Annotated in this window: 22 protein-coding genes; 16 read left to right on the top strand and 6 right to left on the bottom strand. The window is 63.1% G+C overall.

Going from position 1 to position 24,728, the window contains the following annotated elements:
- Positions 1-14 precede the first annotated feature (14 nt).
- Both FGL95_RS10665 and FGL95_RS10660 read right to left on the bottom strand, forming a co-directional pair.
- The gene (locus tag FGL95_RS10665) at positions 15-1,793 is read right to left on the bottom strand and encodes an EAL domain-containing protein (RefSeq protein WP_169586392.1); all 1,779 of its coding nucleotides are present in this window, start codon (positions 1,791-1,793) and stop codon (positions 15-17) included.
- Between the two features lie 111 nt (positions 1,794-1,904).
- The gene (locus FGL95_RS10660; RefSeq protein ID WP_169586390.1) at positions 1,905-2,543 is read right to left on the bottom strand and encodes a TetR/AcrR family transcriptional regulator C-terminal domain-containing protein; all 639 of its coding nucleotides are present in this window, start codon (positions 2,541-2,543) and stop codon (positions 1,905-1,907) included.
- A gap of 97 nt (positions 2,544-2,640) precedes the next feature.
- Here FGL95_RS10660 and FGL95_RS10655 point away from each other — a divergent pair, with 97 nt between their 5' ends.
- Together FGL95_RS10655 and FGL95_RS10650 are read left to right on the top strand one after the other, a co-directional pair.
- Entirely contained in the window at positions 2,641-3,186 is a 546-nt protein-coding gene (locus FGL95_RS10655; RefSeq protein WP_169586388.1) for an ester cyclase, read from the top strand.
- A 6-nt stretch (positions 3,187-3,192) separates the two neighbouring features.
- Complete coding sequence (locus FGL95_RS10650) at positions 3,193-3,972, top strand: MBL fold metallo-hydrolase (protein WP_169586386.1); 780 nt, start codon at positions 3,193-3,195, stop codon at positions 3,970-3,972.
- Positions 3,973-4,032: 60 nt separating this feature from the next.
- Here the strand turns inward: FGL95_RS10650 and FGL95_RS10645 are convergent, their stop codons facing one another.
- Entirely contained in the window at positions 4,033-4,860 is an 828-nt protein-coding gene (locus FGL95_RS10645; RefSeq protein ID WP_169586384.1) for an LppX_LprAFG lipoprotein, read from the bottom strand.
- 294 nt (positions 4,861-5,154) lie between these two features.
- On the opposite strand from FGL95_RS10645, the gene FGL95_RS10640 reads away from it, so the two are divergent.
- Genes FGL95_RS10640 through FGL95_RS10630 form a run of 3 tightly spaced genes read left to right on the top strand, consistent with a single transcriptional unit; the run spans position 5,155 to position 9,723 of the window.
- On the top strand, positions 5,155-6,681 hold the full coding sequence (locus tag FGL95_RS10640; protein ID WP_169586382.1) for a cytochrome b5 domain-containing protein: 1,527 nt from the start codon (positions 5,155-5,157) through the stop codon (positions 6,679-6,681).
- A 20-nt stretch (positions 6,682-6,701) separates the two neighbouring features.
- Positions 6,702-7,880 carry a type III polyketide synthase gene (locus tag FGL95_RS10635; protein WP_169586380.1) on the top strand — a complete coding sequence of 393 codons (1,179 nt, stop codon included), beginning with the start codon at positions 6,702-6,704 and terminating at the stop codon, positions 7,878-7,880.
- Between the two features lie 40 nt (positions 7,881-7,920).
- Entirely contained in the window at positions 7,921-9,723 is a 1,803-nt protein-coding gene (locus FGL95_RS10630; protein WP_169586378.1) for an ATP-binding cassette domain-containing protein, read from the top strand.
- Here FGL95_RS10630 and FGL95_RS10625 read toward each other — a convergent pair.
- Entirely contained in the window at positions 9,698-10,336 is a 639-nt protein-coding gene (locus FGL95_RS10625; RefSeq protein ID WP_169586376.1) for a YoaK family protein, read from the bottom strand. The two genes, FGL95_RS10630 and FGL95_RS10625, sit on opposite strands and share 26 nt — an antisense overlap.
- Before the next feature lie 218 nt (positions 10,337-10,554).
- Between FGL95_RS10625 and FGL95_RS10620 the strand changes: the two genes are divergently transcribed.
- The 6 genes from FGL95_RS10620 to FGL95_RS10595 all read left to right on the top strand — a co-directional run bounded on the left by FGL95_RS10620 (position 10,555) and on the right by FGL95_RS10595 (position 15,071).
- Positions 10,555-10,737, top strand: a complete 183-nt coding sequence (locus FGL95_RS10620; RefSeq protein WP_169586374.1) for a hypothetical protein — start codon at positions 10,555-10,557, stop codon at positions 10,735-10,737.
- A 9-nt stretch (positions 10,738-10,746) separates the two neighbouring features.
- Positions 10,747-11,664: an acyl-CoA dehydrogenase family protein gene (locus FGL95_RS10615; RefSeq protein ID WP_169586372.1), complete on the top strand. Its 918-nt coding sequence runs from the start codon at positions 10,747-10,749 to the stop codon at positions 11,662-11,664.
- Between the two features lie 76 nt (positions 11,665-11,740).
- Entirely contained in the window at positions 11,741-12,574 is an 834-nt protein-coding gene (locus tag FGL95_RS10610) for an SMP-30/gluconolactonase/LRE family protein (RefSeq protein ID WP_169586370.1), read from the top strand.
- Between the two features lie 32 nt (positions 12,575-12,606).
- The gene (locus FGL95_RS10605; protein WP_338079806.1) at positions 12,607-13,203 is read left to right on the top strand and encodes a QsdR family transcriptional regulator; all 597 of its coding nucleotides are present in this window, start codon (positions 12,607-12,609) and stop codon (positions 13,201-13,203) included.
- On the top strand, positions 13,200-14,363 hold the full coding sequence (locus FGL95_RS10600) for a serine hydrolase domain-containing protein (protein ID WP_169586368.1): 1,164 nt from the start codon (positions 13,200-13,202) through the stop codon (positions 14,361-14,363). Before FGL95_RS10605 ends, FGL95_RS10600 begins: the two co-directional genes overlap by 4 nt.
- A 21-nt stretch (positions 14,364-14,384) precedes the next feature.
- A complete protein-coding gene (locus tag FGL95_RS10595) occupies positions 14,385-15,071 on the top strand; it encodes an SDR family oxidoreductase (protein ID WP_169586366.1) in 687 nt (228 codons plus the stop codon).
- Positions 15,072-15,133: 62 nt separating this feature from the next.
- Here the strand turns inward: FGL95_RS10595 and FGL95_RS10590 are convergent, their stop codons facing one another.
- Both FGL95_RS10590 and FGL95_RS10585 read right to left on the bottom strand, forming a co-directional pair.
- On the bottom strand, positions 15,134-15,568 hold the full coding sequence (locus FGL95_RS10590; RefSeq protein WP_169586364.1) for a DoxX family protein: 435 nt from the start codon (positions 15,566-15,568) through the stop codon (positions 15,134-15,136).
- Between the two features lie 96 nt (positions 15,569-15,664).
- Positions 15,665-17,083, bottom strand: a complete 1,419-nt coding sequence (locus FGL95_RS10585) for an MFS transporter (protein WP_169586362.1) — start codon at positions 17,081-17,083, stop codon at positions 15,665-15,667.
- 77 nt (positions 17,084-17,160) lie between these two features.
- Between FGL95_RS10585 and FGL95_RS10580 the strand changes: the two genes are divergently transcribed.
- The 5 genes from FGL95_RS10580 (at position 17,161) to FGL95_RS10560 (ending at position 24,672) form a co-directional block, all read left to right on the top strand.
- Complete coding sequence (locus FGL95_RS10580) at positions 17,161-18,000, top strand: sigma-70 family RNA polymerase sigma factor (protein WP_240962910.1); 840 nt, start codon at positions 17,161-17,163, stop codon at positions 17,998-18,000.
- Between the two features lie 133 nt (positions 18,001-18,133).
- Complete coding sequence (locus tag FGL95_RS10575; RefSeq protein WP_169586358.1) at positions 18,134-19,285, top strand: DUF7159 family protein; 1,152 nt, start codon at positions 18,134-18,136, stop codon at positions 19,283-19,285.
- Positions 19,278-20,513, top strand: a complete 1,236-nt coding sequence (locus FGL95_RS10570) for a lipase family protein (protein ID WP_338079805.1) — start codon at positions 19,278-19,280, stop codon at positions 20,511-20,513. The genes FGL95_RS10575 and FGL95_RS10570 overlap by 8 nt, the downstream gene beginning before the upstream one ends.
- A gap of 44 nt (positions 20,514-20,557) precedes the next feature.
- Positions 20,558-22,192, top strand: a complete 1,635-nt coding sequence (locus tag FGL95_RS10565) for an AMP-binding protein (protein ID WP_169586355.1) — start codon at positions 20,558-20,560, stop codon at positions 22,190-22,192.
- A 110-nt stretch (positions 22,193-22,302) separates the two neighbouring features.
- Positions 22,303-24,672, top strand: a complete 2,370-nt coding sequence (locus FGL95_RS10560) for a lysylphosphatidylglycerol synthase transmembrane domain-containing protein (RefSeq protein WP_169586353.1) — start codon at positions 22,303-22,305, stop codon at positions 24,670-24,672.
- Positions 24,673-24,728 lie beyond the last annotated feature (56 nt).

Raw genomic sequence — 24,728 nt, 5'->3', positions numbered from 1 at the left:
GACAATCCGGCAAGTTATATTGCTGTTTCGGCAAGGCCGCGCGTGTCGACAAGGTCACTCACCGACTGCGGTTTGCCGTAGTAGAACCCCTGAGCAAGTGAGAATCCGAGCGAGGCGAGCACAGCCGCTTGGTCGGCGGTCTCGACACCTTCAACGATCACTGGCAGCGCGAGCACCTCACTGAGCTTCGCGATGACATTGAGCAGGGGTGGCGGGTCGGCAACGTGCACGGCAGCCGCGATGAACGAGCCGTCGAGTTTCAGGATGTCCGTTGGCAGGTTCGCCAGTCTGCTCAGCGACGAGTAACCCGTGCCGAAATCGTCGATCGCGATCCGGATACCGTGTGCTCTGAGGCTGTGCAGATTGGCGACCGTCATGTAGGCGTCGATGTCGAGGACGCTCTCGGTGATCTCCAATACGAGTTGTTCGGCGGGCCAACCGGTCGTGTGCAACACCCGTTCCACGCTGTCTGCATAATCACCATGGATCAGCTCGAGGCCAGACACGTTGACGCTCAACATCAGTCGACGATCCGGAAATGAGCGCTGCAGCTGCAGCGCCTGCCGGCACGCGGTCGCGAGGACCTGACGGCCAAGAGTTGGGATGAGGTTGTTCTCTTCGGCCACGCGGACCACTTCGGCGGGAGTGACACCGAATTGCGTTTGCGAGGACCAGCGCAGCAGGGCCTCGAACCCGACGATTGCGCCATTGTCGGCGACGTCGACGATCGGCTGGAAATGCACGTCGAGTGTGCCGTGCTCGATCGCCTCGACCAACTCCGCGGCCAGCAGAGGTTGGTGGGACGTCTCGACCACAGATCTGTTGCGGCCCGATCCTTTCGCCCGGTACAGACCGACATCGGCCCGACTGACCATGAACGACGCCGACTCGCCACGATGGCAGGTTGTGATGCCGGCCGAGCATTCCAGTGATATCGCCGCTCGCATGGCGTCCGCGACGAGAAGAGCCTCATCCACGCTCGCGCCCGGCAAGAGCAACGCGAATTCGTCGCCGCCGTAGCGCGCGAAAATCGCATTCCGACCGACCATCTTCTGCCAGGTGGTGGCAACCGTCTGAAGCACGACATCGCCGGCGGCGTGCCCACTGACGTCGTTGATTTCCTTGAACCGATCGAGGTCGAACAATACGAGTGCCGGAGGGCGGCGGTTCTTCGCCGCACGAGCTAACTCCAGCTCCAGTTGCCTGTCGAATCCTCGGCGATTCAACAGAGTGGTCAGTGGATCGATGTCGGCCTCCGACGCGACGCGCACCAGCACCCCCACGACGAGGAAGACCGCGATGACAACGGCCGACGTGGCCAGTCCGGCCCACCACGGCAGGCCAGGCCGAAATCCCAACGTGGTCATCGAGCACGCAACACAAAACGCCGTGTTCGCGGTGGCCGCGGGCCACGACAAGAAGAACGCGCCCGTGCAGGTGATGGAGATGAAGAAGCATGCAAACCCCATCGCGGCGATGTTGCTTGTTGTGATCCACACTCCCGCGGCGACGAACGGCGTCGGCGAGAAGAGAAGCCATTGTTGTTGGCGCACGGGAACGCGATCACCCAGCGCGAGCATCAGGATTCCGGTGGCCAGACAACCTGCCGCAATCAAGGCGCACCCCAGCCGACTTCCGCGCATGTCCTCGGGCATCAACGCGGTTTGCGCGAGACCGAAGACACCGCCGAAGGTGAAGAAGGCACCCGTGGTCCGTGCCATCACCGCGGGGCTGACAACAACGGGGGCACGGGGACTTCGCAGTCGTGGCCAACGACCGATCTGTTGGTTCACGTCACCGACTGTCGGTCGGCAGGGTTAGCGATGAGTGCCTCCAAAGAGTGCCCGACCCAAGGTGACGACTCCGGCAGAGTATCCGAACGCACGACTCGGTAAACCCTTACCTCATTCGAGAATGCGTTGCAGCGATTCCAGTGCAAGATCGAGTGTGAAGTCGAATTCGGCCTCGTGGTCGATCACCGATAGATCTGCAGCTACGAGGGCAAGGTTGGGCAGCTCGCTCGCGACCACTCGATCGACGCGGCGCTCCCGACTCACTGGATCGTCGCCGGCGAGAGTCGGACTCGCGCCCATCTCGCGGAGGAGCACGCCGACCACGCTGGCCAGCAACGCCCGCATGCCATGAACGGCGGTTGCCGGAGCGAATCCCGCTCTGATCAGTACGCCCAAGACGGTGTCGGCAACACGAAGCAGAGCAGGGGAGTACGACTGCCTGGTGAGAATCAACGGCGCGGTCTGCGGATACTGGACGGCAAATCGCCGAAAGGCGTGCGCGACTGCGCGCACGTCGGCCACCCAGTCGCCGGTCGGGTCCGGTAACTCGAACATCGCGAGCACCGCATCGGCGAGACCGTCGAGCATCGCCTCCTTGTCGGCTACATGGTTGTAGAGCGACATCGCTTCGACGCCAACTTCTTTCGCGACCTTGCGCATCGTCAGCGACGTCACCCCGTCGCGTTCGGCCAACCGGAGCGCCGCGCTGAGGACTTGCTCCCTTGTCAGATCCCGTCTCGCCCGCGCCATCCGACCTCCTCGCTAAACATACATCGTAAGCCTTGCCTTCGGCGAGATTTAAACTTACGGTGTAAGTGGAATTCGTCCACAGACATTTGGAGGCACCGTGCTGACATTGGAAACGCGAGCCGTCCGCGAAAAGGTGGTGCTCGACCACTTCCACGACGAGGTGCGCCAAGACTGGGATGACGTGCTGTCGACCTTTCCGCATCCCCACTACGAACTCATCCCGATGATGGTCGTTCACGACGGCGACACCGATGTCCGCGGCTACTACCACGACACGCGCGTCGCGTTCCCGGACCAAGACCACGAGATCATCGCGCTACGACACAGCGACGACGCCGTGATCGCCGAATTCTGGTTGCTGGGCACCCATCTCGGCCCACTGGGATCGATCCCCGCGACCGGCTCAAAGTTTCGCGTCCGCATGACGGCGTACTTCATCTTCGACGAGAACGAGAACCTCGTCTGCGAGCGGATCTACTTCGACACGTTGACCATGCTCAAACAGCTCATCCGCGGGATCGATGCCAAGAAGCCAAGGAACTGGCTGTTGCTCGCGCGTGTGATCCGCGGGATGCTCGCGGAGTCGGGCACCGAGCCGGACCGACGTCTGCTCGACACCACTGCCCCCGTCTTTGCGGACTGACCGACAATGAAGGTTCACCATCTCAATTGCGGCACCATGCACATGCCCACCGCACCACTGGTCTGCCACGTCTTGCTCCTGGAAACCGACCGCGGTCTGGTGTTGGTCGACACCGGCTACGGCTTGCGCGACATAGCCGATCCAGCACGTCGACTCGGTCCGTACCGACGCGTCGTCAAACCCATCCTCGACCCCGATGAGACCGCTCTGCGGCAAGTCGAGCGGCTCGGATTCCGTGGCGACGACGTCACCCACATCATCGTGACTCACTTCGATTCCGACCACATCGGCGGAATAGCCGACTTCCCCGACGCGTCGATCCACACGACCGCGGCCGAAGCTCGCGGCGCGATGCATTCCCCGTCATGGCGCGAAAAGGTGCGCTACCAGTCCGCACAGTGGGCGCACGGTCCGAAGATCGTCGAACACAATCCGGACGGCGAAAAGTGGCGCGGCTTTGCGGCAGCCAAAGAACTCGACGACATCTCGCCGGGCATCGTTCTCGTCTCCCTCCCCGGCCACACGCGCGGACATATGGCGGTCGCCGTCGATAGCGGGGATCGCTGGATCCTGCACGCCGGCGACAGTTTCTATCACCCGGGAACGATCGACGGAACGTCGAAAGTACCGAGGGCCCTTCGCGTCCAGGAAGCTCTCATCGGTTTCGAGCCTTCGACGGTCCGGGCCAACCACGCTCGGCTCGCCGAGTTGTACCGTCGCGCCGAACCCGGTCTTGCGATCATCTGCGCCCACGATCCGAGCATGTTCGAGCAAATGCGCGCGTAAGACGAGACCGGCCCGGATACGTTTCCGTACCCGGGCCGGTCTCGAATCTTGCTGAGAGAGTTACTCTGCCGGCTTGGTGACCGTGACGGGCACGGCCCACTTCGACAGGGAAATCGTGATGGTGCCATCACCCTTCTTGATCACCGTCTTGACCAGGTTCGGTCCGGTACCCGGCGACGCTGAATCCGACGGGAGCTGAGTACCGCTGGTCGTCGGAGGTGCCACATCGGCGATGTAGAGAGTGATCGGCAACTGGCCGCCGCCGTCACCCGACTTCGGAACGATCGGATCGACCACTGCTGCGTCGACAGTGCCGGTCACCTTCACGGTGGCGACGCCGTCGACGGTCTCTTTACCTTCGACCTTGGGGTTCTGCACCTTGCCGATGAGGTTGGCGAGGCCCTTGTCCTTGTCGAGGATGACGCCCGGGTCGTAGATCTTCTCTGCCGGACCCAGGTTGGTGTACTTGCCTGTCGGATCGGTCTGCGCGTAGATCGTCTTGTCGACGACGACGAACTTGGCCTCGACGAACGGGGCGTCCGGCTGGGTCCGGACCTTCGCCGTACCTTCCGCTGCGCCTGCGCCCACAGGTTGGTTGGTGACATCGGCGTTGACGGCCTCGACCGGCAGGTTCGGGACGTTGTTCACCGCGAGAATCAGGTGCACCGCCTGCAGTGTCTGGGTGGTCTTCGATGATTCGGCGATGATCGACGCGGCGTCCGGGGTGTCGGCCGAGGAGGCCGACGTCGTGCCCGCCTTGGATGTGGAATCCGACGACGAAGACGACGACTTGTCCTCGGTAGAGCAACCGGCCACGAAGACCGCGAAGACAGCCGCCGCAGTCATCACTGGGCCGAGCCGAAGCCGACGAGAGAAATGAGCACTCATGTAGCCCCCTAGGAGAGTGTGAGGTCCGTCCGAACGGATTTGTGTGAGGGGCACTGGTGCCTCCTGAATCGTAAGTATGCAGCACGTCCCCCACCGCGCGGGAGCGTTCTGTGTGACCTGGTTGGTCATGTCGAAAAATCTCACATTACGACCAATTCGTTAACCGCTGAGTACGGCGAACAGCGGGTCGTAGGTGCACGATATGGTTCATGAACGTTGTCACGGGGAGCGCAACTTTGGGGGGAACGGCCGGTTCCACCGGACACTGCACCCCATCTACCCGTGCCGCGACGAATGCCTGTGAAACCTGGGCGGAATGCACTCGCATCGAGCCGTCTGTCAGGGAGGAATGAAGTGACGAGTAGCAGCCTCGACGCGCAGGAGCAGCCGTTCAGCCGGCCGCCCGGCCCTCCCGGCGGACCGCAGTTGTCGAACGTGTGGATTTACGACGGAAAAGCCTACGACCTGAGCGATTGGATCACCAAGCACCCGGGCGGCGAGTTCTTCATCGGGCGAACGAAGAATCGCGACATCACCTCGATAGTCGGGTCGTATCACAAGAAACCCGAACAGGTCGAGCGGATGCTCAAGCGCTATGCGCTGGACCGCGACGCCATTCCCGAAGACATCCACCCGAAGTGCAACGCACCGGACTTCCTGTTCAAGGAAGGCTTCGACGGTTGGCGCGATACGCCGAAGTACAAATTCGACGACAAGAACGACCTGCTGCACAAAGTGAAGGCGCGCCTGGCTGAGCCGGCTTTGGCGGCGCGGATCAAGAGAATGGACACGATTTTCAACATCGTTGTCGCGGTGTTGGCGGTCGCGTATTTCGCGGTGCAGGGGATCCGGCTTTTCGAGCGCAGTTGGATGCCGCTGCCCGTGTTCGTCATCGCGATGGTCCTGCTGCGGAGTGCACTGGCAGGATTCGGCCACTACGCCATCCACCGCAAACAAAAAGGCGTGAACAAGTACTTCACGAATGCCTTCGACTTCAATTACGTCGCGTTGGCGTTCGTCACCGCGGATGGGCATGCGCTACTGCACCACCCGCACACGCAGAGTGAAGTCGACATCAAGAAGAACGTCTTCACAATGATGATGGAGTTGCCCCGGCTGTATCGGATGCCCGTTCATACGGTTCACAAGTTCGGACACTTGTTGACGGGCATGACGATTCGGCTCATCGACGTCTGCAGGCTCACCCGCCAAGTCGGCATCAAAGACATGTACGGGACGTGGGGCGGTGCGCTACCGCACTTCATCGGGTCGTTCGGGGTGCGGTTTCTGCTGGTCGGCGAGTTCATCGTCTTCACCTTGATGGGCGACTTCTGGGCGTGGGCGCTGCAATTCGTCATCAGCCTGTGGATCAGTACGTTCCTCGTGGTCGCAAGCCACGATTTCGAGCTCGACGTCGACGAACTGCCCGCTACCGACACGAACGACTGGGCCGTCAATCAATTGCTGCAGGCGTACGACCTCAAGGTCGTGGGCAATCGATACGTCGACTGCTTCCTCGCGGCCGGCCTCAGCTCGCATCGAGCTCATCACGTTCTGCCGTATCAACGCAGCGGATATGCCAACATCGCGTCCGAGGACGTCCTGCGCGAAGAATCTGCTGCATTCGGTGTCGAATGGCTACCGGCCAAGAGCTTCTTCACCGATCGTTTTCCCAAGCAGGTCCGCACATACCTCCTCGCACCGTCACGTCGAGCGGAGGAACAAAAGTTGGGATTCGTCCGCGAGCATTTCTCGCCGACCGCATTGAAGACGTGCGCCGTCTACACGGTTCAAGGATTCACCGGAATCGGAACAGTGTGAACCTCGAAAAGGAGAGTGCCATGTCTGTATCGATCGATGAGGGCACAAATCGGGATGAGCACGGACTCGACCACGGTCCACATGGCTTGCCGCCCACGCCGCCGACGACAGTAGGCGTGATCGAGAGCATCGCAACAGGCGCGCCGAGCGGAATCTTCGACCAGAGCGAAGCCGCCATCCGAGTCGCCGCGCTGTTCGCTGATCCTGAACAGCAGGCACGAATCCCGCGGGTGTACGAGAAGACCAAAATCGCCACGCGCAGACTGGCTGTCGATCCGCTGGGTCCGGAGTTTCTGGAGTTCAGCCAGAAACCGGGGACGATTCGCGACCGGATGAATCTCTTTTACACACACGCGGTTCCGCTGGCAGTCGATGTAGCCAGGCGCGCCATCGCAGGCGTCGGTGAAGCCGAGAAAGAAATCGGCTTACTCGTATTCGTCACCAGCACCGGCTTCATCGCGCCTGGGGTCGACATTGCCGTGCTCAAGGAACTCGGGCTGCCGCCGACAGTCAGCCGCATCATCGTGAACTTCATGGGCTGCGCGGCCGCGATGAACGGTATCCGGACCGCCGTCGATTTCGTTCGGTCCAACCCCGACAAGAACGCGTTGGTGATCTGCCTCGAGCTGAGCTCGGTCAACGGCGTCTTCGCCGACGATGTCAACGACGTGATCATTCACAGTCTCTTTGGCGACGGGTGCGGTGCGGTCGTGATCGGCGCCAGCAACGTCCAACAGCCGTTGGCACCCGGCAAAATCGTGATCCGGAACAGTTTCAGCAGTCTCATCGATGGCTCGGAGGACGGTATCGTCCTCGGCGTCAATCCCAACGGCATCACCTGCGAGCTGGCGGAGAATCTGCCGAAGTACATCTACACAGGCGTGGATCCGGTGATCAAGGATGTGTTGCACCGCAACGGCTTACAGAAGTCCGACATCGATCTGTGGGCGATCCACCCGGGTGGTCCCAAGATCATCTCCGAATCCGCTCGCTCACTCGGGATCGACTCGGAGCAGGCGGCGCTCAGCTGGGATGTCCTTGCGCAGTACGGAAACATGCTGAGCGTGTCGCTGATCTTCGTAATGGAACAGATGGTTCGGCGCGCTGACACGACGAAACCGCTTTCGACCGGCGTGGCGTTCTCTTTCGCGCCGGGAGTCACCCTCGAGGGGCTGATATTCGACATCGTCCGCCAGTGATCGCCGCGAATCGCCCGTTCCTGCAGAGAGCGCAGCACCCATGCAACTGATCAGATTCCTCATCTCGGTTTCGTGGCTGCGGATCGTGACCATCATCGTCGCCGGCCTTGTCTGCGGCGCGGCGAACACTTACCTGTTGACCTTGATCAACGGTCTCGTCTCGCCGATGCCGCACCCCGACAACACGATTGCGCGCTTTGCCCTCACCGGGCTGGTCGTTCTCGTCAGCGGTATCTCTTCCCAGATATTGCTGATCCGGCTCGCACAGGACGCGATCTTTCGGCTGCGCTCGGATTTGAGTTCGGGGGTCGTTTCCGCGCCCCTTGCCCACCTCGAGGGCCTCGGCACGCATCGGCTGATGACCACGCTGATCGAAGATGTTCGGTCCCTGTCCCAAGCTGTGACGGCGATTCCCAGCATCTGCATCGACGTTGCGACGATCGTGGGCTCCTTCATATTTCTGGTCACGGTGTCCGGCCCGATTTTCGCGGTCACCATTGCAGGCACCCTGGTGAGCATCTTCTGCGTCGAGGTGTTTCTCACGCGCGTCCGGAACATCTACCGCGAGGCGCGCGAGAACGAAGACGTGCTGATCCGCTCGTTCCAGGCCGTCACACTGGGCATCAAAGAGCTGAAGCTGCATCGCGGCAGGCGTCGCGACTTCATGAATCGGCATTTGCTCGGAACAGCCAGGTCACTGCGCGAGCAGAACATCGACGCAGGCTCCAAGTTCTCCATTGCCCAAGGCCTCGGGCAGACCTTTCAGCTCGCGACGATGGCACTCATCCTGTTCGGGATCGCGAAGTGGCTCGACCTCCCGCGCGACGTCATGGTCAGTTATGTCCTGGTGACGACGTTCCTGTCGATGCCGATGCAGAACTTCATGCACCGAATCCCCGACCTGCTTCGTGGTGACGTCGCGCTCAAGAAGATTCAGGCGATGGAACTCTCGCTGGAGACGGCACACGACGAGGAGCTGCTGCCGTTCACGGACCGCCCCGCCGCGGCTGAAGCGCGGCTCGAACTGACGAATGCGAGCTACCGCTACGGGGGTGAGGCGTCGCAGCCCGGTTTGGGTCCGGGTGGCCCGCCGCCACCGCCAGGGCACCGCGGGGGCCCGCCCCCGGACGTGAACGGTCGGCAGTGGGTCAGCCACCGCGGCAAGGCCGGCAGGCCATTGCCCCCCGGGCCGCCACAAGGCGCGCCGCACGGTCCGCCGCCGGACGACGATGAAGACGACAGCGGCTTCCGGCTCGGACCACTCGACCTCGTCTTCGAGCCAGGCCAGATCACGTTCGTCATCGGCGGCAACGGCAGCGGAAAGTCGACGCTGGCGAAGCTCATCACGGGCCTGTACGTCCCGCGTACCGGGAGCGTGTCGCTCAACGACGAGCGCATCGACCATGAGAACGTCGAGTGGTTCCGCCAGAACTCGTCTGCCATCTTCACCGACTTCCACCTGTTCGAGGACTACCTGGGTTTCGACCGACCTGGCATCGACAACGAGGTCCGGCGATATCTCGAGGAGCTCGAGATTGCGCACAAGGTGACAGTGCAGGACGGGCGGTTGTCGACGATCGCTCTCTCGCAGGGTCAACGCAAGCGACTCGCGCTCTTGACCACGCTGCTGGAGGACCGGCAGATCGTCGTGTTCGACGAATGGGCCGCCGACCAGGAGCCGCGTTTTCGCGACGTGTTCTACAAGGAGATCCTCGCCGACCTGAAGCGGCGTAGGAAGACGGTCATCGTGATCACGCACGACGATCGCTACTTCGACATCGCGGACCAATTGATCAAGCTCGATTTCGGTCGCGTCGTCAAATCTTCAGTCGCGCAACGGTAAGCGCGGCGACGGCTGCCAGACAGGCTCCGATCCACAGGCTCGCGAGCCCGATTTTGCCGTATGACACCGCGCCCAACACCGTGCCGACCGCCAGACCGGTCCACAACAGCAGGTACCGCACCCAGCCCACGTTGTGTTCGCCGGCGATCAGCCGCGAAAGATGCTGGCCGAGTTTGACGAGGGTGCCGGTGATGTAGGTCAGCCCGATGCTGACCTCGCCGCCGCGCTCGAACACGGCGTTCTCGGCGCCCATCGCGACCGCCATCGCGGGCGGTGCCAGGAACGCGACCGCGGGAATCGAGTGCAGCATGGCAGCAACGAACAGAACTCCGGAGACGCAACCGATCACGGCCCACCGCTGTCGATCCTTGGCGTACCTGCTGACGAGCGAACCTAAGACGACACCGAAGACGAACGACCCGATGAGCCCCGCAGCAAGCCCGAAATCGTGAAACGAGCCCTGGGCCAAGGCCGCGCCGGCTCGGGTCGTGTTGCCGCTCATGAAGGAGACGAAGTAGCCGCCGAGGTTCAAGAATCCGACGGCATCGATGTAGCCGGCCAAGCCGCTCAACAATCCCGCAAGCACCACCTCTTGGCGATCGTGGCCGAGCATCGGCCGCCTCCTTCATCTTTGGGGCCAGCCCCACGTATCACTCAGCAGTCGCTTCACGGCGAGACCGAGAATCTGCGATCGATAGCGAGAAGGCCAAACATGCTGCGCGCGTCGGCATCATCGCCGTCCACAACGAACTGCCGAAACAACTACGTGCGTTGGCCATCCGCTGAACCTATACGGCACCGTATCGACGACGGGGTAGGTAGGCTCGGTTCATGGCCAAAGACGACGGGCAGCAATGGTGGTTCTGCGTCCAACACCAGCGGCCTGAACACGGCGATATCTGCGGTCCGAGTGTGCGGCTCGGTCCGTACCCTGACGAGGCCACGGCCGCGAGGGCACCAGAGATCGCCGCGGAGCGACGAGCAGCAGCGGACGCGTACGACGCCGACAATTAGAGTGCACGCGTGGACGAACTGCTGCATTTCCTGCTGTCCGAATCCGCCGAGCCAGCGCCGCTCGCCAACGTTCACGACGCTTGGAAACAGCACCTAGCACTGCACGAGCGCTTCCCATTCTCCGTCGACCTGGCCGCCGCGGCGGGGTTCGAATCCGACCAGATCGGCTTCGCCTTCCTGTCCGGCTACCAGGCTGCGATCGCGGCCCTTCTTCCCGATATGCCGTCGGACCGCTTGCGAGCCCTCTGCGCGACCGAGCGGGGCGGCGGCCACCCGTCGGCAATCCGCACCGAGCTCGCCTCGGCGACCGATGGAGCCTTCACACTGACCGGCACCAAGTCGTTCGTCACTCTTGGGACCGCAGCAGAGCAGCTCGTCGTCGTCGCCAGCGCTGGCCCCAGTGCGACCGGCCAGAACCAGCTACGAGTGGTCTTGGTCGACGCGAACGCTCCGGGCGTGACGCTGCGCGAGCTTCCCGCACTGCCGTTCATCCCGGAAGTACCGCATGCCGAGATGACTCTGACCGGCGTCCGTGTGACGTCCGAAGAGGTGCTGGCCGGGGACGGATACACCAAGTACCTCAAGCCTTTTCGCACGATCGAGGACATTCACGTCTTCGCCGCCGTGTTCGGCTGGTTGTTGCAGGTCGCGCGCCGGTCCGGTTGGCCGACGGTAACCCAGGAGAAGACGCTCGCGGTTATCGCCGCCCTTCGAAGTCTCGGTCAGGCCGACCCCAGTTCGCCTGCCGTGCACGTCGCACTAGGCGGCGTGTTCAGCCTCGCAACGGGGCTGACCGAGGAAATCGAAGCATTGTGGCCGTCGGCGGACGAGGCCGTTCGGCTGCGGTGGCAACGCGACCGCCCGCTGCTGAACATCGCCGGGCGCGTCCGAGCAAAACGATTGGAAGCGGCCTGGCGTTCCTTCTAGCTCGCGAGTCTTTTTGGAGTCCAGGGACTCCAAAAAGACTCACAAGGGCCGGGGTGTCGAGAGTGAGGGGATTTGGATGTCCGAGGTGCAGGTTCTGTCCAGCGGTCACGGTCTGGTCGAGTCGGTCCGATGGCACGAAGGCAGAGTGTGGTTCGCAGATTGGTTCGCGCAGCAGATTCTCGCCTTGGATTCGAACGGCAATGCCGAGGTGATGGCCCAGTTGGATTACATGCCATCGTGCTTCGACTGGCTGCCAGACGGTCGGCTGATCGTCACGGGTCCGAGCGGACTGCTCACCCTCGACGGTGCTGCAACGGTGCAACCGCATGCCGACCTGAGCGGTATTTCACCGTTCGGCTGGAACGACATCGTCGTCGACAGTCATGGCAATGTCTATGCCAACAACATCGGATTCGATTTCCCCGGAGGCGAATTCAAGCCCGGTTGCGTCGCGCTGGTGCGCCCCGACGGCAAGGCTGAGCAGGTCGCCGACGGTCTCGCGTTTCCCAACGGAATGGCCGTCACCGCCGACGGTTCGACGCTCATCGTCGCCGAGTCGTATGCCTTCGCGCTCACGGCGTTCGACATAGCCGACGACGGCTCCCTCTCGAATCGTCGACTGTGGGCGTCTTTAGGGGAAGGCGTTGCGCCGGATGGCATTTGCATCGGCGCAGACGATTCGGTGTGGTTCGCCACGGTCCCTGGCGAGCGGTGCGTGCGGGTCGCAGAGGGCGGAGCGGTCTTGCAGACCGTCGAGATGGATCGCGGCTGTTTCGATTGTGCGCTCGGTGGCGACGATGGCAGCACGTTGTACCTGGTCGGCGCCGCGTGGGGCGGCACGGACGGCATAGGCGGCATGGCCGGCAGTGGGCAAGTTCAAGCGTTGGAGCTCCGCCGCAACATCTCTTGATTTGTTGCAACGTTTGAGCGTATGTTGCACGTGTGAGTGACGCAGGCCACAGTCAACCCAGTGCGGCAATGGCCGTCCAGGCGGCTCGGCAGGCGTTCATCGCTGGCGAACGTGTCGATATGCAGAAGCTCGCCGCAGACCTGGGCGTCGACCGCACCACGCTGTTTCGGTGGGTCGGCAACCGGGACAAGCTGCTCGCCACCGTGCTGTGGTCACTGGGGGCTCCGACCTTTCGCAATGCGATCGAGCAGACCGAATCCACCGGGCCGGCTCGCGTCGCGGATGCCACCGGCAAGTTCGTTCAGGACCTCATCGACGCGCCCTACTTTCGCGTCTTTCTGCAACGCGAACCGGAGCGCGCCCTTCGTCTGCTCACCACGAAAGCGAGCATCGTGCAGCACGAAATGGTCAGCGCCACAGAACGATTACTGCAACAGGAGCTCGATCGCGGACACCTGTCCCACTCGCTGAGCGCGCACGATCTTGCATACCTGATCGCACGCGTCGCCGAATCCTTCATCTATGCCGACCTGATCACAGGAGAGCGTCCCGACGCGAGCAAGGCGGCGATCGCGATCGCCGCCTTGCTCGGCGATCAGCAATACAAACCGAAAAGGAGCCAGCAATGACCGAGTCCCGCGTGCACGGCGAATGTGCCGATCAATTCGAGGGCGTGCGCATCGAACTCGAGCGACACCTCGAAAACGGCGAGGAGCTCGGCGCGTCGATCGTCATCGATATCGACGGCGAGACCGTGGTCGATATGTGGGGCGGCTACAGCGACGCCGATCGGAGCATCGACTGGACCGCGGACACCATCACCAACGTGTGGTCTTCGACGAAGACTGTCATGAACCTCGCCGCGCTCATGCTCGTGGATCGCGGTGAATTGGATGTCTATGCGCCAGTTGCCGATTACTGGCCGGAGTTTGCGGCGAACGGCAAGGAGTCCGTCGAAGTTCGGCATCTGCTTTCCCACACCTCCGGCGTCGCAGGCTGGGAACCGCCGTTTGCCGTAGACGATCTCTACGACTGGACGAAGGCGACGGAAAAGCTTGCAGCGCAAGCGCCTTGGTGGGAGCCCGGTACGGCGTCGGGCTATCACGCACAGAACCAGGGACACCTCGTCGGCGAACTGATCCGCCGGGTCAGCGGTAAGACCTTGAAGGATTTCGTCGCTACGGAGATTGCCGGCCCACTCGGCGCAGACTTTCAGATCGGCGCGCGAGAAGAGGATTGGGACCGAATCGCAGAGATCGTCCCGCCGCCCCCGATGCCGATCGATCTCACGATCCTCCCGGAAGACAACATCATGCGGAAGACCTTCACCTCGCCTCCGCTCGATGCGACTGTTGCCGGCACTGCCGAATGGCGCCGCGCCGATCTCGGCGCCTTCAACGGCCATGGCAATGCTCGATCGCTCGCGCGAATCATGTCGGCCATCACGCTGGGCGGAGCGGTGGACGGGGTCCAATTGCTCACGCCGAAGACGATCGACCTCATCTTCGATGAGCAATCCAACGGCATCGACCTGGTGCTCGCCTGCCCCCTGCGGTTCGGGATCGGCTTCGGGCTGCCGCAGCTCGATACCGTGCCCTACATCCCGAACGACCGGATCTGCTTTTGGGGCGGATGGGGTGGCTCGATGGTGATCATGGACCTCGACCGCCGAATGACCGCGACCTACATGATGAACAAGATGGGCCTCGGCCTGGTCGGTTCGCCGCGCAGCGAGGCTTACTTGCGGGCGGTGTACAGCGCAGCAGGAGCAGGCTTGCTAAAAGCATAGTCAGGGTCGTACCATCTGACTATGGCATTGCATAGTCAGATAGCAGGTTCGATTGCATTCGTTTCTGGCGCGAATCGAGGGTTGGGCCGCGCGTTCGCGCAAGCCCTCGTCGCGCGTGGCGCAAAGGTGTACGGCGGGGCGCGGGATCCGGGCACCATCGATGACGCTGGCGTGATCCCAGTTCAGCTGGACATCACCGACCCCAAGAGTGTCGCTGCAGCTGTCGCGCAGTGCTCGGACACCACGCTGCTGATCAACAACGCAGGCATCCTGCGGGGCGGCGGACTGATCGGCGCGCCCAACCTGGATGGCGCTCGTGCCGAAATGGAGACGAACTACTTCGGCACCCTCGAAATGTCGCGGCAATTCGCGCCAGTGCTCGGACGTAATGGTGGCGGCGCTCTGGTGAACATGGCGTCGGTACTGTCCTGGATCACCTTCCCCGCCGTTGGCGGCTACGCCGCGTCCAAGTCGGCTGTGTGGTCGCTGACCGACGCGATCCGGCAGGAACTGAGTGCGCAGAACACACTGGTCGTCGGCGTTCACGCGGGCTACATCGACACCGACATGGCGGCGAACGTCGCCGAAGCGAAGGTCAGCCCCGAGGACGTCGTCGCACAGGTGCTGGACGCCGTCGAGGCTGGTCAGGAAGAAGTTCTCGCGGACGGACTCTCCCGTGCCGTGAAGGCCGGGTTGGGCGCCAAATAGCACAAACGGTCGTGAGTCTTTTAGGAGTCCAGGGACTCCTAAAAGACTCACGAGGGTTGGGGTTACTTGCCGATGAGGACCGGCATGATCGCGCGGACCCGGGAGTCACGCAGCCAGATTCCCGCCCACACTGCGACGCCGAAGTACACCGCGAACAACGTGGTGCTGACCAGCGGCTTTTCGTTGACCATGTTGATCGTGACCGCACCGCCGAGGTAGCCGGTCAGCAGGACCGCGCCGAGAATCGAGGTGCGGGGAACGACGTAGAAGGCGACGCACGCGAGCAACACGATGCCGATCACCGGCACCAGATGGGCGTGGATGCCGAGTTCGGCGGAAGCATCCTTCACTGCCTGAACGCCGGCGATCTTCGACAGCGAGTCGAACAGCAGGAAGGCGACGACGAGGCCGCTGATGGCGCGGCCAGCGTTGCGGGCCTTCCTCGAGATCGTGTTCGTGCTGGTGGTGGGGACGGCGGAAGCGATGGTGGCGGTCATGTCGAGCTCCTTCGGCGTGGGTTTTCTTGCTCCTTGCCAACACGTCGAGCGACTCGACAGGATTTCGACACAAATCTCGAGAAACTTTTTCAGGCGCTAACCACGCGTGTTGTGAGTGCGAAATACCAGCGATGCCGCGGCCAGCAAGGACATGCTGCAGGCGAAGAGCCCCCACCGGAATCCTGAGGTCAAAGCCTCGTTCATGGGTTGCCCAGCCGTGAGCAGCCCTTTCGTGTGAGCCGAGGCGATTGCGGAGAAGACTGCGATGCCCAGCGCGCCACCCAGCTGTTGCGACGAGTTGAGCAGGGCGGCCGCGAGCCCTGACTTGTCGGCTGGAACGCCGGCATTCGCGGCTGCTGTCACGGCGACGAAGACGGAGCCGAGTCCGATCGACATGACGAGCAATCCGGGCAGGACGTCCGTCACGTAGCTGCCGTCGACGGGAATCGTCGACAGGTAACCCATTCCTATCGATGCAATCGTCGCGCCCACCGCAGCGATGGGGCGTGTGCCGAACCGGCTGATCAGTTGCGACGACAACCCGGCAGCCACCCCGACCCCGATGGTGGTCGGCAGGTACGCGAGTCCAGTCTGTAACGGGCTGTAGCCCAATACGTTCTGCATGTACAAAGTCAGAAACAGAAAGACAGACAGAATGCCTGCTACCGCGACCAGTTGAGTGATGTCGGCGGCCGCGAGTCCCTTGATCCGGAAGATCGACATCGGCACCAGCGGATCGGCACAGCGTAATTCGTTGCCTACGAACGCGACCAACAGCGCGGCGGCGCCGACGAAACCACCGACCGTGCGGAGCGACAGCCAACCTTCCGTGGGAGCCGAGACGATCGTGTAGACGAGCAGCAACATCCCGGACGTGACGAGCACGGCGCCCGGGATATCGGAGCTCCGGCGTAATTCCCCGCGGTCATCGGGAATGAGCCGAACAGTCGCGACCAGCAGAACCAGACAGATCGGCGGGTTGACGAACAAGACCCAGCGCCAGCCCGGACCGTCGGTGAGCACACCGCCGAGCAGAACGCCCGCGGCTGATGCTGCCCCGGCCACGCCGCCCCACGCACCTACCGCGTTGTTGCGGTCGGATCCTTCGCGGAAGGTTGTCGTGAGGATGGACAACGCAGCGGGCAGCATCAACGCTGCCGCAGCACCTTGGAGCAATCGGGCTCCGACCAGCACTTCTGCCGTTGCGGCGAAGCCACCGATCGTCGATGCGAGAGCGAAGGCGGTCATGCCCGCTAGGAGCACTCGCCGTCGGCCGAGTAGATCTGCCGCACGCCCACCGAGGAGCATGAAACCGCCGTAAGTCAGTAGATATGCGGTCAGTACCCAGGGCAGAGCTTGTACCGAAAAGCCCAGGTCGTCGCGGATTGCAGGCAGCGCGACGTTGACGATGACGCCGTCGACGAAGTCGAGAAAGGCTATGGCGCACAACAGAAGTAGCGTGAGCTTCCCTCTGCCGCTCGCCAGGGTGGGTGGTTGGATCGTTGTAGTAGTCATATCTGCTCGACGGACGGCGCCTCGAGAATGTGACGCCGTCACACATTCCTCCGCCGAAACGTCGAAGATGTATGGCAATGATTCAGGATTTCGAGCGGCACCGGGCGCAACTGTCGGCAGTTGCGTACAGAATGCTGGGCTCGAAAACGGATGCCGAGGACGCGGTGCAGGAGGCGTGGCTGCGGCTGGACCGCAACGACGGCCCGATCGACAACATGGGCGCCTGGCTCACGACCGTCGTCGGCCGGGTGTGCCTCGACATGCTCCGCCGGCGTCGCTCACGCCCCGAGCACGTCGTCGACGACTGGCCGGTCGAAACGGTAGCCGACGCGCGCAGCGATCCGGAATCTCAAGCGGTCCTTGCCGATTCGGTCGGTCTGGCGTTGCTCGTCGTGCTGGATACGTTGTCGCCTAGCGAGCGCCTTGCGTTCGTCCTGCACGACATGTTCGGGATGTCCTTCGACGACATAGCGCCGATGGTCGACCGAACACCCACTGCAACAAGGCAACTCGCGAGCCGTGCTCGCCGACGCGTACAAGGCGAGCCTGCACCCCACCGCGACCTCGCCCGTGAGCGCGACGTTGTCGTCGCCTTCCTGGCAGCGGCCAGGAACGGTGATTTCGACGCACTGGTCACACTGTTGCATCCGGACGTCGTGTTCAACGCCGACATCGGACGACGGCGTCCTGGGCTGGATCCGGAGCACATGGTCGGCGCGGCAGACGTCGCTCGGCTTGCGTTGCGGCAAAAGGTGTTGAAGTTGTGCGAGCCCGCTCTGGTCGACGGCGGCGCAGGTGTTCGGGTGCCCGGACCGAAAGGGCTCATCGCGTTCGCGAGCCTGCACATCGTCGACGGGCGGATCACCTCGATCGATCTCGTACTCGACCCGGAGCAGGTCCGCGCAGCTCATCGCTGAGCATTGTTTGTGAGGGGTGGGGCTCCAGCATTTCGACACGGATCTCGAGAATCTTTTTCGGACCGATTCTCATCCGCCGATCGATCGGAAGCGAAGACCAGAAGGGAGCTTTCTTACTGCGGAGGTATATGGCATGGCCACGATCGGCGTCTCGACCGAATTCGGGGTGGTGCGTGCAGTCGTCCTGGCCGACGATTCACCGCACGTACTGCACCACCGCGAACGCGACCTGAAGTCGGAATCAGATCCAGCCGCCGCTGCGGCAGTCGCGTCGGTCCTCGATGCGCTCGAGGAGCAGTTGGGTCCGGACGAAGCGATCGACGGCACCGTCGTCGCGTGCCAGACCGTAGAGCAGCAGTCGGCGATCGAGTCACGTTTGGCATCGGGCCGGTGGAACGAGTCGTCGGTGGTCGTCGGCGACGCGGCCTTGCTTGCCACCGTCCGTGACATTCCGGGCCTCGACGACTTCGCGACACTGTTGGTATACGAGCTCGCACCGAACCACAAAGCTCTCTCCGTTGTGAACGCCGACCGCACAGCAGTTCTTGCTTCCGGCACGACAGACGGCGACGTCGACGCGAGCGCTGTCGGCCGATCCGCGAGTCAGGCCTGGTCGCTGCTCGACTCGGTCGATGCAACGCCCGACGCGATTCTCGTGCTGGGGGCGTCTGCCGACGCACCCGAGGTGGCACCCGTATTGGAACTGGTCTTCGAGGTTCCCGTCATCCAGTCGCCCGAGTCGGAATCCGCCGAAGCGATCGGTGCCGCACTGCTCGCCCGAGACCTCCGCGAGCCAGAAGCGACCGTCCCAGTCGAACCTATTGCGTCACCACGCCGTGACCGACGGATCCTCGTCGTTGCTGCATCGGCCGCAGTGCTCGCGCTCGCTGGATTCGGGATCACCGAACTCACCACAACGTCGGCGGGAAACGACGCGGTCGTAATGCACGCCGCGCAGCTCCCCGCACCCGTTCCGGCGGCTGCACCGGTTCCGGCGGCTGCACCAGTTCCTGCGAAACAACCGGCGCCGGTGGCGGAACGTTCTCCCGCTGCCGAACCAGCACCAGCCGCGCCGCCCGTTGCCTGGACGCCCCCACCTGCCGCCAAGCCCACACCGGCGGAGTCCGCGCCACCGCAAACCGAGGACAAAGTTGGCCAGCCGAACGTATTCGGATTGTTTCCCGGTGAGACCCCACCGCCAGGACCAGGATCCAATCCGGCCACAATCGAACAATGGTGGGAACACCACGGGCAATTGAAGGATCGGTGGCTGCACGGTGGTTAGAACTCGGTTGGCAAGCGCGGCATTGGCTCTGACTGCGGCATTGGCGACTTGCACCGGGATGACAGCCCACGCCGATCCGGCGGATCTCATCGATCCGAAGCCCGATCCGCCGCTGTATCTGCCGACGCCCCTTGGCGATCCGTGGTTCAACGCCACTTCAGGCTTCGAAGCCACCGCGCCCGGCACCGTGCTGCGCGACCGAGAAGTCAGCATCCCAAGCTTGTCGGTTTCGACCAGAACAACGCAGTTGCTCTTTCGATCGACCGATTCCAAGGACCGGCCGATTGCCGCAGCGACCAGCGTCATTGTCCCGACCGCACCGTGGACCGGCGGCGGACCTCGCCCAGTTATCTCCTACAACTTCGCGATCGACTCGCTCGGCAACACCTGCGCGCCGTCGTACACCCTCCCGAGAGGTACCGGCGCGGAGGTCAACTCGGTCGCGAGCCTGCTTGAACGCAACTTCGCCGTTGTGGTCACTGACTACCAGGGTCCGCGGCAGGCGTACTCGGCCGGACTCGTGTCGGGCCACACGGTCCTCGATTCGCTTCGCGCAGCTGTCAACCGTGCCGAACTCGGTCTGCGGTCGACCGCGCCGATCGGGATCACCGGGTATTCAGGGGGTGCGATCGCGTCCGGCTGGGCCGCGCAATTGGCCCCGCACTACGCGCCGGAACTCAACATCGTCGGCGTCGCACTCGGCGGTCCACCGACCGACTACACGATTCTGCATCGGTCGCTCAACGGTCAGATCGGTTCCGGGCTGTACCTGGCGGCATCCACCGGCCTGGCCCGCGAATATCCCGAACTGCTTCGGCTGTACAACGCGAACGGATTGCGGCTCATGCAGGTCAACAAGGATCAATGCGGCGAAATCCTCTCCGTCCAAGGCATCTTCATGTTGCCGATCGAAGCGTTGGCAAAGGATCAGAACTCGTTCACCGATCCCGTGATTCGCGATGTGATTGCCGAAAACCGCATGGGCGCTAAGCCACCCCGCGCGCCGATCTTCATTTACCAAGGCCTCCAAGATTATTGGATCCCGAAAGAGGGAGCCGAGAATCTCCAGAACGAATGGTGCGCAGCCGGCGCATCCGTGCGCCTGGAAGAACTGCCCGGCGACCACCCCACGGTCTCGACCACTGGTAAGCCGATCGCCTTCGACTGGCTTGCCGACCGGCTCTCCGGCACCCCCGCCGCCGCTGGCTGCAGCACGGTGATTCGCTAGGCACTGCCAAGATCGTCGCGATCCGCGCGTGGCACCATCGAAGCGTGAACGCAGCAAAGACGCTCGTATCCCTGGCGGACGGCACTGCCCGTCGCGCGCTCGACGAGCTCTATTACGGATTCCTCGGCGTCCGCGCCGGCCTCGTGACGCCCGAGCGCCCGGACCGACTCGCCAAAATGGGGGCTGGCGTCCTCCGCTCCGGACTGCTCGGCGGGCTCGCCACAGTCGCAGGTCAGCGCTATCGCGACCGCGCCGCCATCCTCGACGAGCTCGGCACGGTCAGCTTCCGCGAACTGGACCAACATTCCAACGCCATTGCCAACGCCTGGCGTGCGCAAGGCCTGCGTGACGGTGAGGGCGTCGCGATCCTCGCTCGCAATCACCGAGGCTTCCATTACGCGCTGTTTGCGGCGGCGAAATGCGGTGCCCGGATCGTGTTGCTCAACACCGATTTCGCGGGTCCGCAGCTCAAGGAAGTCGCGGAGCGCGAAGGCACGGACCTGCTGGTCTACGACGACGAGTACGCCGACATCCTCGGCGACGTGCAGCCGCGTCGCGGACGCTATCGAGCTTGGGCCGACACCCCGGGCGACGACACCCTGGCCGCATTGATCGCCAAGAACAAGCGATCGGCACCGAAGCGGGTGACCAAGGCCGCCAAGATCATTCTGCTCACCAGCGGGACCACCGGCACACCGAAGGGCGCCCCGCGCGCAGAGCCCAAATCGCTTGCACCCCTTGGTGCAATCCTCAGCAAGGTGCCGTTCCGGGCGCGTGAAGTGACCGAATGCCCTGCGCCGCTGTTTCATACGCTCGGGTTCGCCCATGCGATGCTGGCGATCGGTCTGGGCTCGACCCTTGTCATTCGGCGCCGCTTCGATCCGAAAGTTGTGGTGGACAGCCTCGACCGGCACGGCGCCACGGCGATGATCGCAGTCCCGGTGATGTTGCAGCGGCTGGTCGACCTGGATCCGGATTCGTTTGCAGGAAAAGACCTTTCCCGGCTGCGGATCATCTTTGTCGCCGGCTCCCAACTGGGCGCAGATTTGTGCCAACGCGTCACCGACACCTTCGGTCCGGTCGTCTACAACCTGTACGGCTCGACCGAAGTCGCCTACGCAACGATTGCGACGCCGGACGACCTTGCCGTCGAACCAGGGTGCGTCGGCAGCGTGGTGCGCAGCGCGGTCGTGAAGATCTTCGACGAGCACGAAAAAGAAGTCCCGGCAGGGACGACCGGCCGGATCTTCGTCGGCAACTCGATTCAGTTCGAGGGTTACACCGGCGGCGGCGACAAGGCGCGAATTCAAGGCTTGATGTCGTCCGGCGACGTCGGCCACTTCGACTCGGCCGGAAGGCTTTACATCGACGGACGCGACGACGACATGATCGTCTCCGGCGGCGAGAACGTCTTTCCCGGTGAGATCGAGGAGTTGCTCAGCGGTCATCCCGCGATCGAAGAAGTCAGCGCGCTCGGCGTCGACGACGAGAAGTACGGTCAACGGCTGCGCGCTTTCGTCGTTGTCCGCGAGGGCCACACCTTGACCGAAGAGGACGTCAAAGAGCATGTACGCGCCCACCTCGCCCGGTTCAAAGTGCCGCGCGAGGTCACGTTCCTAGACACACTCCCACGCAACCCCACAGGTAAGGTGCTCAAGCGCGAATTACGTTCCCTGTGAGGGGTCGATGATCGCAGCATAAATCGCGGCATTCGGGGCGGTCGGCTGTAAGTTGATCGAAAGCCGCAGGTGGCTGCGGTGTGGTCTCGATCTGAAAGAGTCATTGCGACATGCGAGTCGACGGGCGGGAGATCGTTGTCGCGGGCAGCTTGCTGCAACCGTTGATCCGCCGGACTGCCGACATCATCCGCGTCGTGCTCTCAGCCATCGCGGTCGCCATCGTCGTGGCGGGATCGGTGGTCACGCGCAGCCAGTGGCACGCGCTGGAGGGGTCGGTGTCCGACATCGTCGGCGTCTTCACTCCTGGCCAGTCGAACTTCATCTATCTGCTGTATGGCGTGGCGATTCTCGCGCTACCGTTCGCCGTACTGCTCGGGCTGATCATCGGTCGTCGCTGGAAGTTGTTGATCGGTTACGCGGCCTCCGGACTGATCGCGGGAATAACGCTCTCGCTGGTAGCGAACGACATGTCACCGCCCGAGTGGCATCTCAACCCCGCACGGCTCGACACCTTCCTGGCGCAATTTGTCGACGATTCGCGCTGGATCGGAATGCTCGCGGCCGTCCTCACTGTGTCCGGTCCCTGGTTGCCGACACGGTGGCGACGCTGGTGGTGGACCATGCTGCTGGCATTCGTCCCGATTCACCTCGTCGTCAGCACCGTGGTCCCTGCCCGCTCGATGCTCGGGCTCGTGGTCGGTTGGTTCGTCGGCGCTCTGGTCGTGTTGGTCGTCGGGACTCCCGCTTTGGAGGTCCCACTCGATGGAGCGGTCCGTGTGCTGGCGGGCCGCGACCTTACCGTCACCGGCTTCACTGTCGTACAACCCGGCGGCCCAGGCCCGCTGGTGCTTTCCGCAGCGACCGAGGACGCGGAGCAAGTGATCGTCGAGCTGTACGGAAAGAATCAGCGAAGTGCAGGCGCTGTCCGTCAGTTCTGGCGTTGGCTGACCTTCCGCAAGAGCGAAAGCGCGCCTTTTCACGCGTCGATGCATCGCGTGGTCGAGCATCGCGCACTCATGGGCATTGCTATCGGCGATCTTGGCCTGGCGAGCAGCAAGCCGATCGCGGTATCGACGCTGGAGCGCGGCTGGGAGCTCTACGCGCACAGCCCCTCCCGTGGGAGCGCCCTGGCGCCGATCGACGACGCAATGGTCGCGTGCAGCACCTGGAACTCGCTGAAGATCCTGCATTCGCACCAGATCTCGCACGGCGATCTACGCGCCGCCGAACTACGCATCGAGGACGGCACAATCCTGTTCGGAGGGTTCGGGAATGCCGAACTGGGCGCCTCCGACTCGCACCTGCAATCCGACATTGCCCAACTGCTCATCACCTCGACCGCCCTCTTCGGCGAGGTCCGAACGGTGCGTACGGCAATCGACAGATTCGGCGAAGACGCAGTCGTCGCGGCATCGCGGCGACTGACGAAATCGGCTATGCCGGCACGCATTCGCAAGTCCGTGCCCGACTCCGGCGCCGTGCTGACGGCTACTCGCGAAGAAGTGCTGAAACAGACTCAGGCCGAACAGATCAAGGCCGAGCAGGTCACGAGGTTCAGCCGCAATCAGCTCATCCAGCTGGTGCTGCTCATCGGCCTGGTGTACGTCGCGTATCCATTCATCAGCCAGGTCCCTACCTTCTTCACGCAGCTCAAAACACTGAAATGGTGGTGGGCCCTACTGGGGCTCGGGATCTCGGCACTAACCTACGTCGGTGCGGCGGCGGCGTTGTGGGCGTGTGCCTCCGGTTTGGTCAAGTTCAGAAACCTCGTAATCATGCAGGTGGCCAACACCTTTGCCGCGACTACCACACCCGCCGGCGTTGGTGGCCTGGCATTGAGCGTTCGGTTCCTGCAGAAAGGCGGGCTCGGCGCAGTCCGCGCGACTGCCGCTGTGGCACTGCAACAGTCGGTCCAGGTCATCACCCACGTCGGCCTGTTGATCTTGTTCAGCGTCGTTGCCGGTACGTCCGCCGACCTATCGCACTTCGTGCCGGGGGCGACGGTTTTGTACTTGATAGCCGGTGTCGCACTTGGCATCCTCGGCGCATTCATGTTCGTGCCGACCTTGCGGCGTTGGCTGCGCGATGCTGTGCGGCCGCAAATACAAGAAGTCTTCGGCGAACTGAGCGAGCTCGCGCGTGACCCGAAGCGGTCCGCACTGATCATCCTCGGTTGCGGCGCGACGACACTCGGCGCCGCACTGGCACTGTGGGCCAGCATCGAAGCCTTCGGTGGCGGTACGACATTCGTGACCGTGACGGTCGTGACGATGATCGGTGGCACTCTCGCCTCTGCCGCTCCGACACCCGGTGGCGTCGGCGCCGTCGAAGCGGCACTGATCGGTGGACTCGCCGCGTTCGGCCTTGCCGCCGAGATCGCCGTGCCGTCCGTTCTCCTCTACCGGGTCCTGACCTGCTGGCTCCCGGTGTTCTTGGGTTGGCCGACCCTGCGCTGGCTGGGCCGCAAAGACATGATCTGACGCAGAGGGTTTGGCGCTGTCGGCACCGGGGTATTCGCTCCGAGTCTCAAATGACC

The sequence above is a fragment of the Antrihabitans stalactiti genome, from assembly GCF_012932915.1.
Lineage (GTDB): Bacteria > Actinomycetota > Actinomycetes > Mycobacteriales > Mycobacteriaceae > Antrihabitans > Antrihabitans stalactiti.
The sequence above is the reverse complement of the archived record's forward strand: the minus strand, read 5'-3'. Positions and strand labels throughout refer to the sequence as shown.

Excerpts from the sequence above, each read along its gene's own strand:
- FGL95_RS10560 (WP_169586353.1), top strand. The coding sequence starts at position 22,303 with ATGCGAGTCGACGGGCGGGAGATCGTTGTCGCGGGCAGCTTGCTGCAA.
- FGL95_RS10635 (WP_169586380.1), top strand. The coding sequence starts at position 6,702 with ATGTCTGTATCGATCGATGAGGGCACAAATCGGGATGAGCACGGACTC.
- FGL95_RS10620 (WP_169586374.1), top strand. The coding sequence starts at position 10,555 with ATGGCCAAAGACGACGGGCAGCAATGGTGGTTCTGCGTCCAACACCAG.
- FGL95_RS10625 (WP_169586376.1), bottom strand. The coding sequence starts at position 10,336 with ATGCTCGGCCACGATCGCCAAGAGGTGGTGCTTGCGGGATTGTTGAGC.
- FGL95_RS10595 (WP_169586366.1), top strand. The coding sequence starts at position 14,385 with ATGGCATTGCATAGTCAGATAGCAGGTTCGATTGCATTCGTTTCTGGC.
- FGL95_RS10645 (WP_169586384.1), bottom strand. The coding sequence starts at position 4,860 with ATGAGTGCTCATTTCTCTCGTCGGCTTCGGCTCGGCCCAGTGATGACT.
- FGL95_RS10610 (WP_169586370.1), top strand. The coding sequence starts at position 11,741 with ATGTCCGAGGTGCAGGTTCTGTCCAGCGGTCACGGTCTGGTCGAGTCG.
- FGL95_RS10640 (WP_169586382.1), top strand. The coding sequence starts at position 5,155 with ATGCCTGTGAAACCTGGGCGGAATGCACTCGCATCGAGCCGTCTGTCA.
- FGL95_RS10630 (WP_169586378.1), top strand. The coding sequence starts at position 7,921 with ATGCAACTGATCAGATTCCTCATCTCGGTTTCGTGGCTGCGGATCGTG.
- FGL95_RS10600 (WP_169586368.1), top strand. The coding sequence starts at position 13,200 with ATGACCGAGTCCCGCGTGCACGGCGAATGTGCCGATCAATTCGAGGGC.
- FGL95_RS10585 (WP_169586362.1), bottom strand. The coding sequence starts at position 17,083 with ATGACTACTACAACGATCCAACCACCCACCCTGGCGAGCGGCAGAGGG.
- FGL95_RS10650 (WP_169586386.1), top strand. The coding sequence starts at position 3,193 with ATGAAGGTTCACCATCTCAATTGCGGCACCATGCACATGCCCACCGCA.
- FGL95_RS10580 (WP_240962910.1), top strand. The coding sequence starts at position 17,161 with ATGATTCAGGATTTCGAGCGGCACCGGGCGCAACTGTCGGCAGTTGCG.
- FGL95_RS10660 (WP_169586390.1), bottom strand. The coding sequence starts at position 2,543 with ATGGCGCGGGCGAGACGGGATCTGACAAGGGAGCAAGTCCTCAGCGCG.
- FGL95_RS10590 (WP_169586364.1), bottom strand. The coding sequence starts at position 15,568 with ATGACCGCCACCATCGCTTCCGCCGTCCCCACCACCAGCACGAACACG.
- FGL95_RS10575 (WP_169586358.1), top strand. The coding sequence starts at position 18,134 with ATGGCCACGATCGGCGTCTCGACCGAATTCGGGGTGGTGCGTGCAGTC.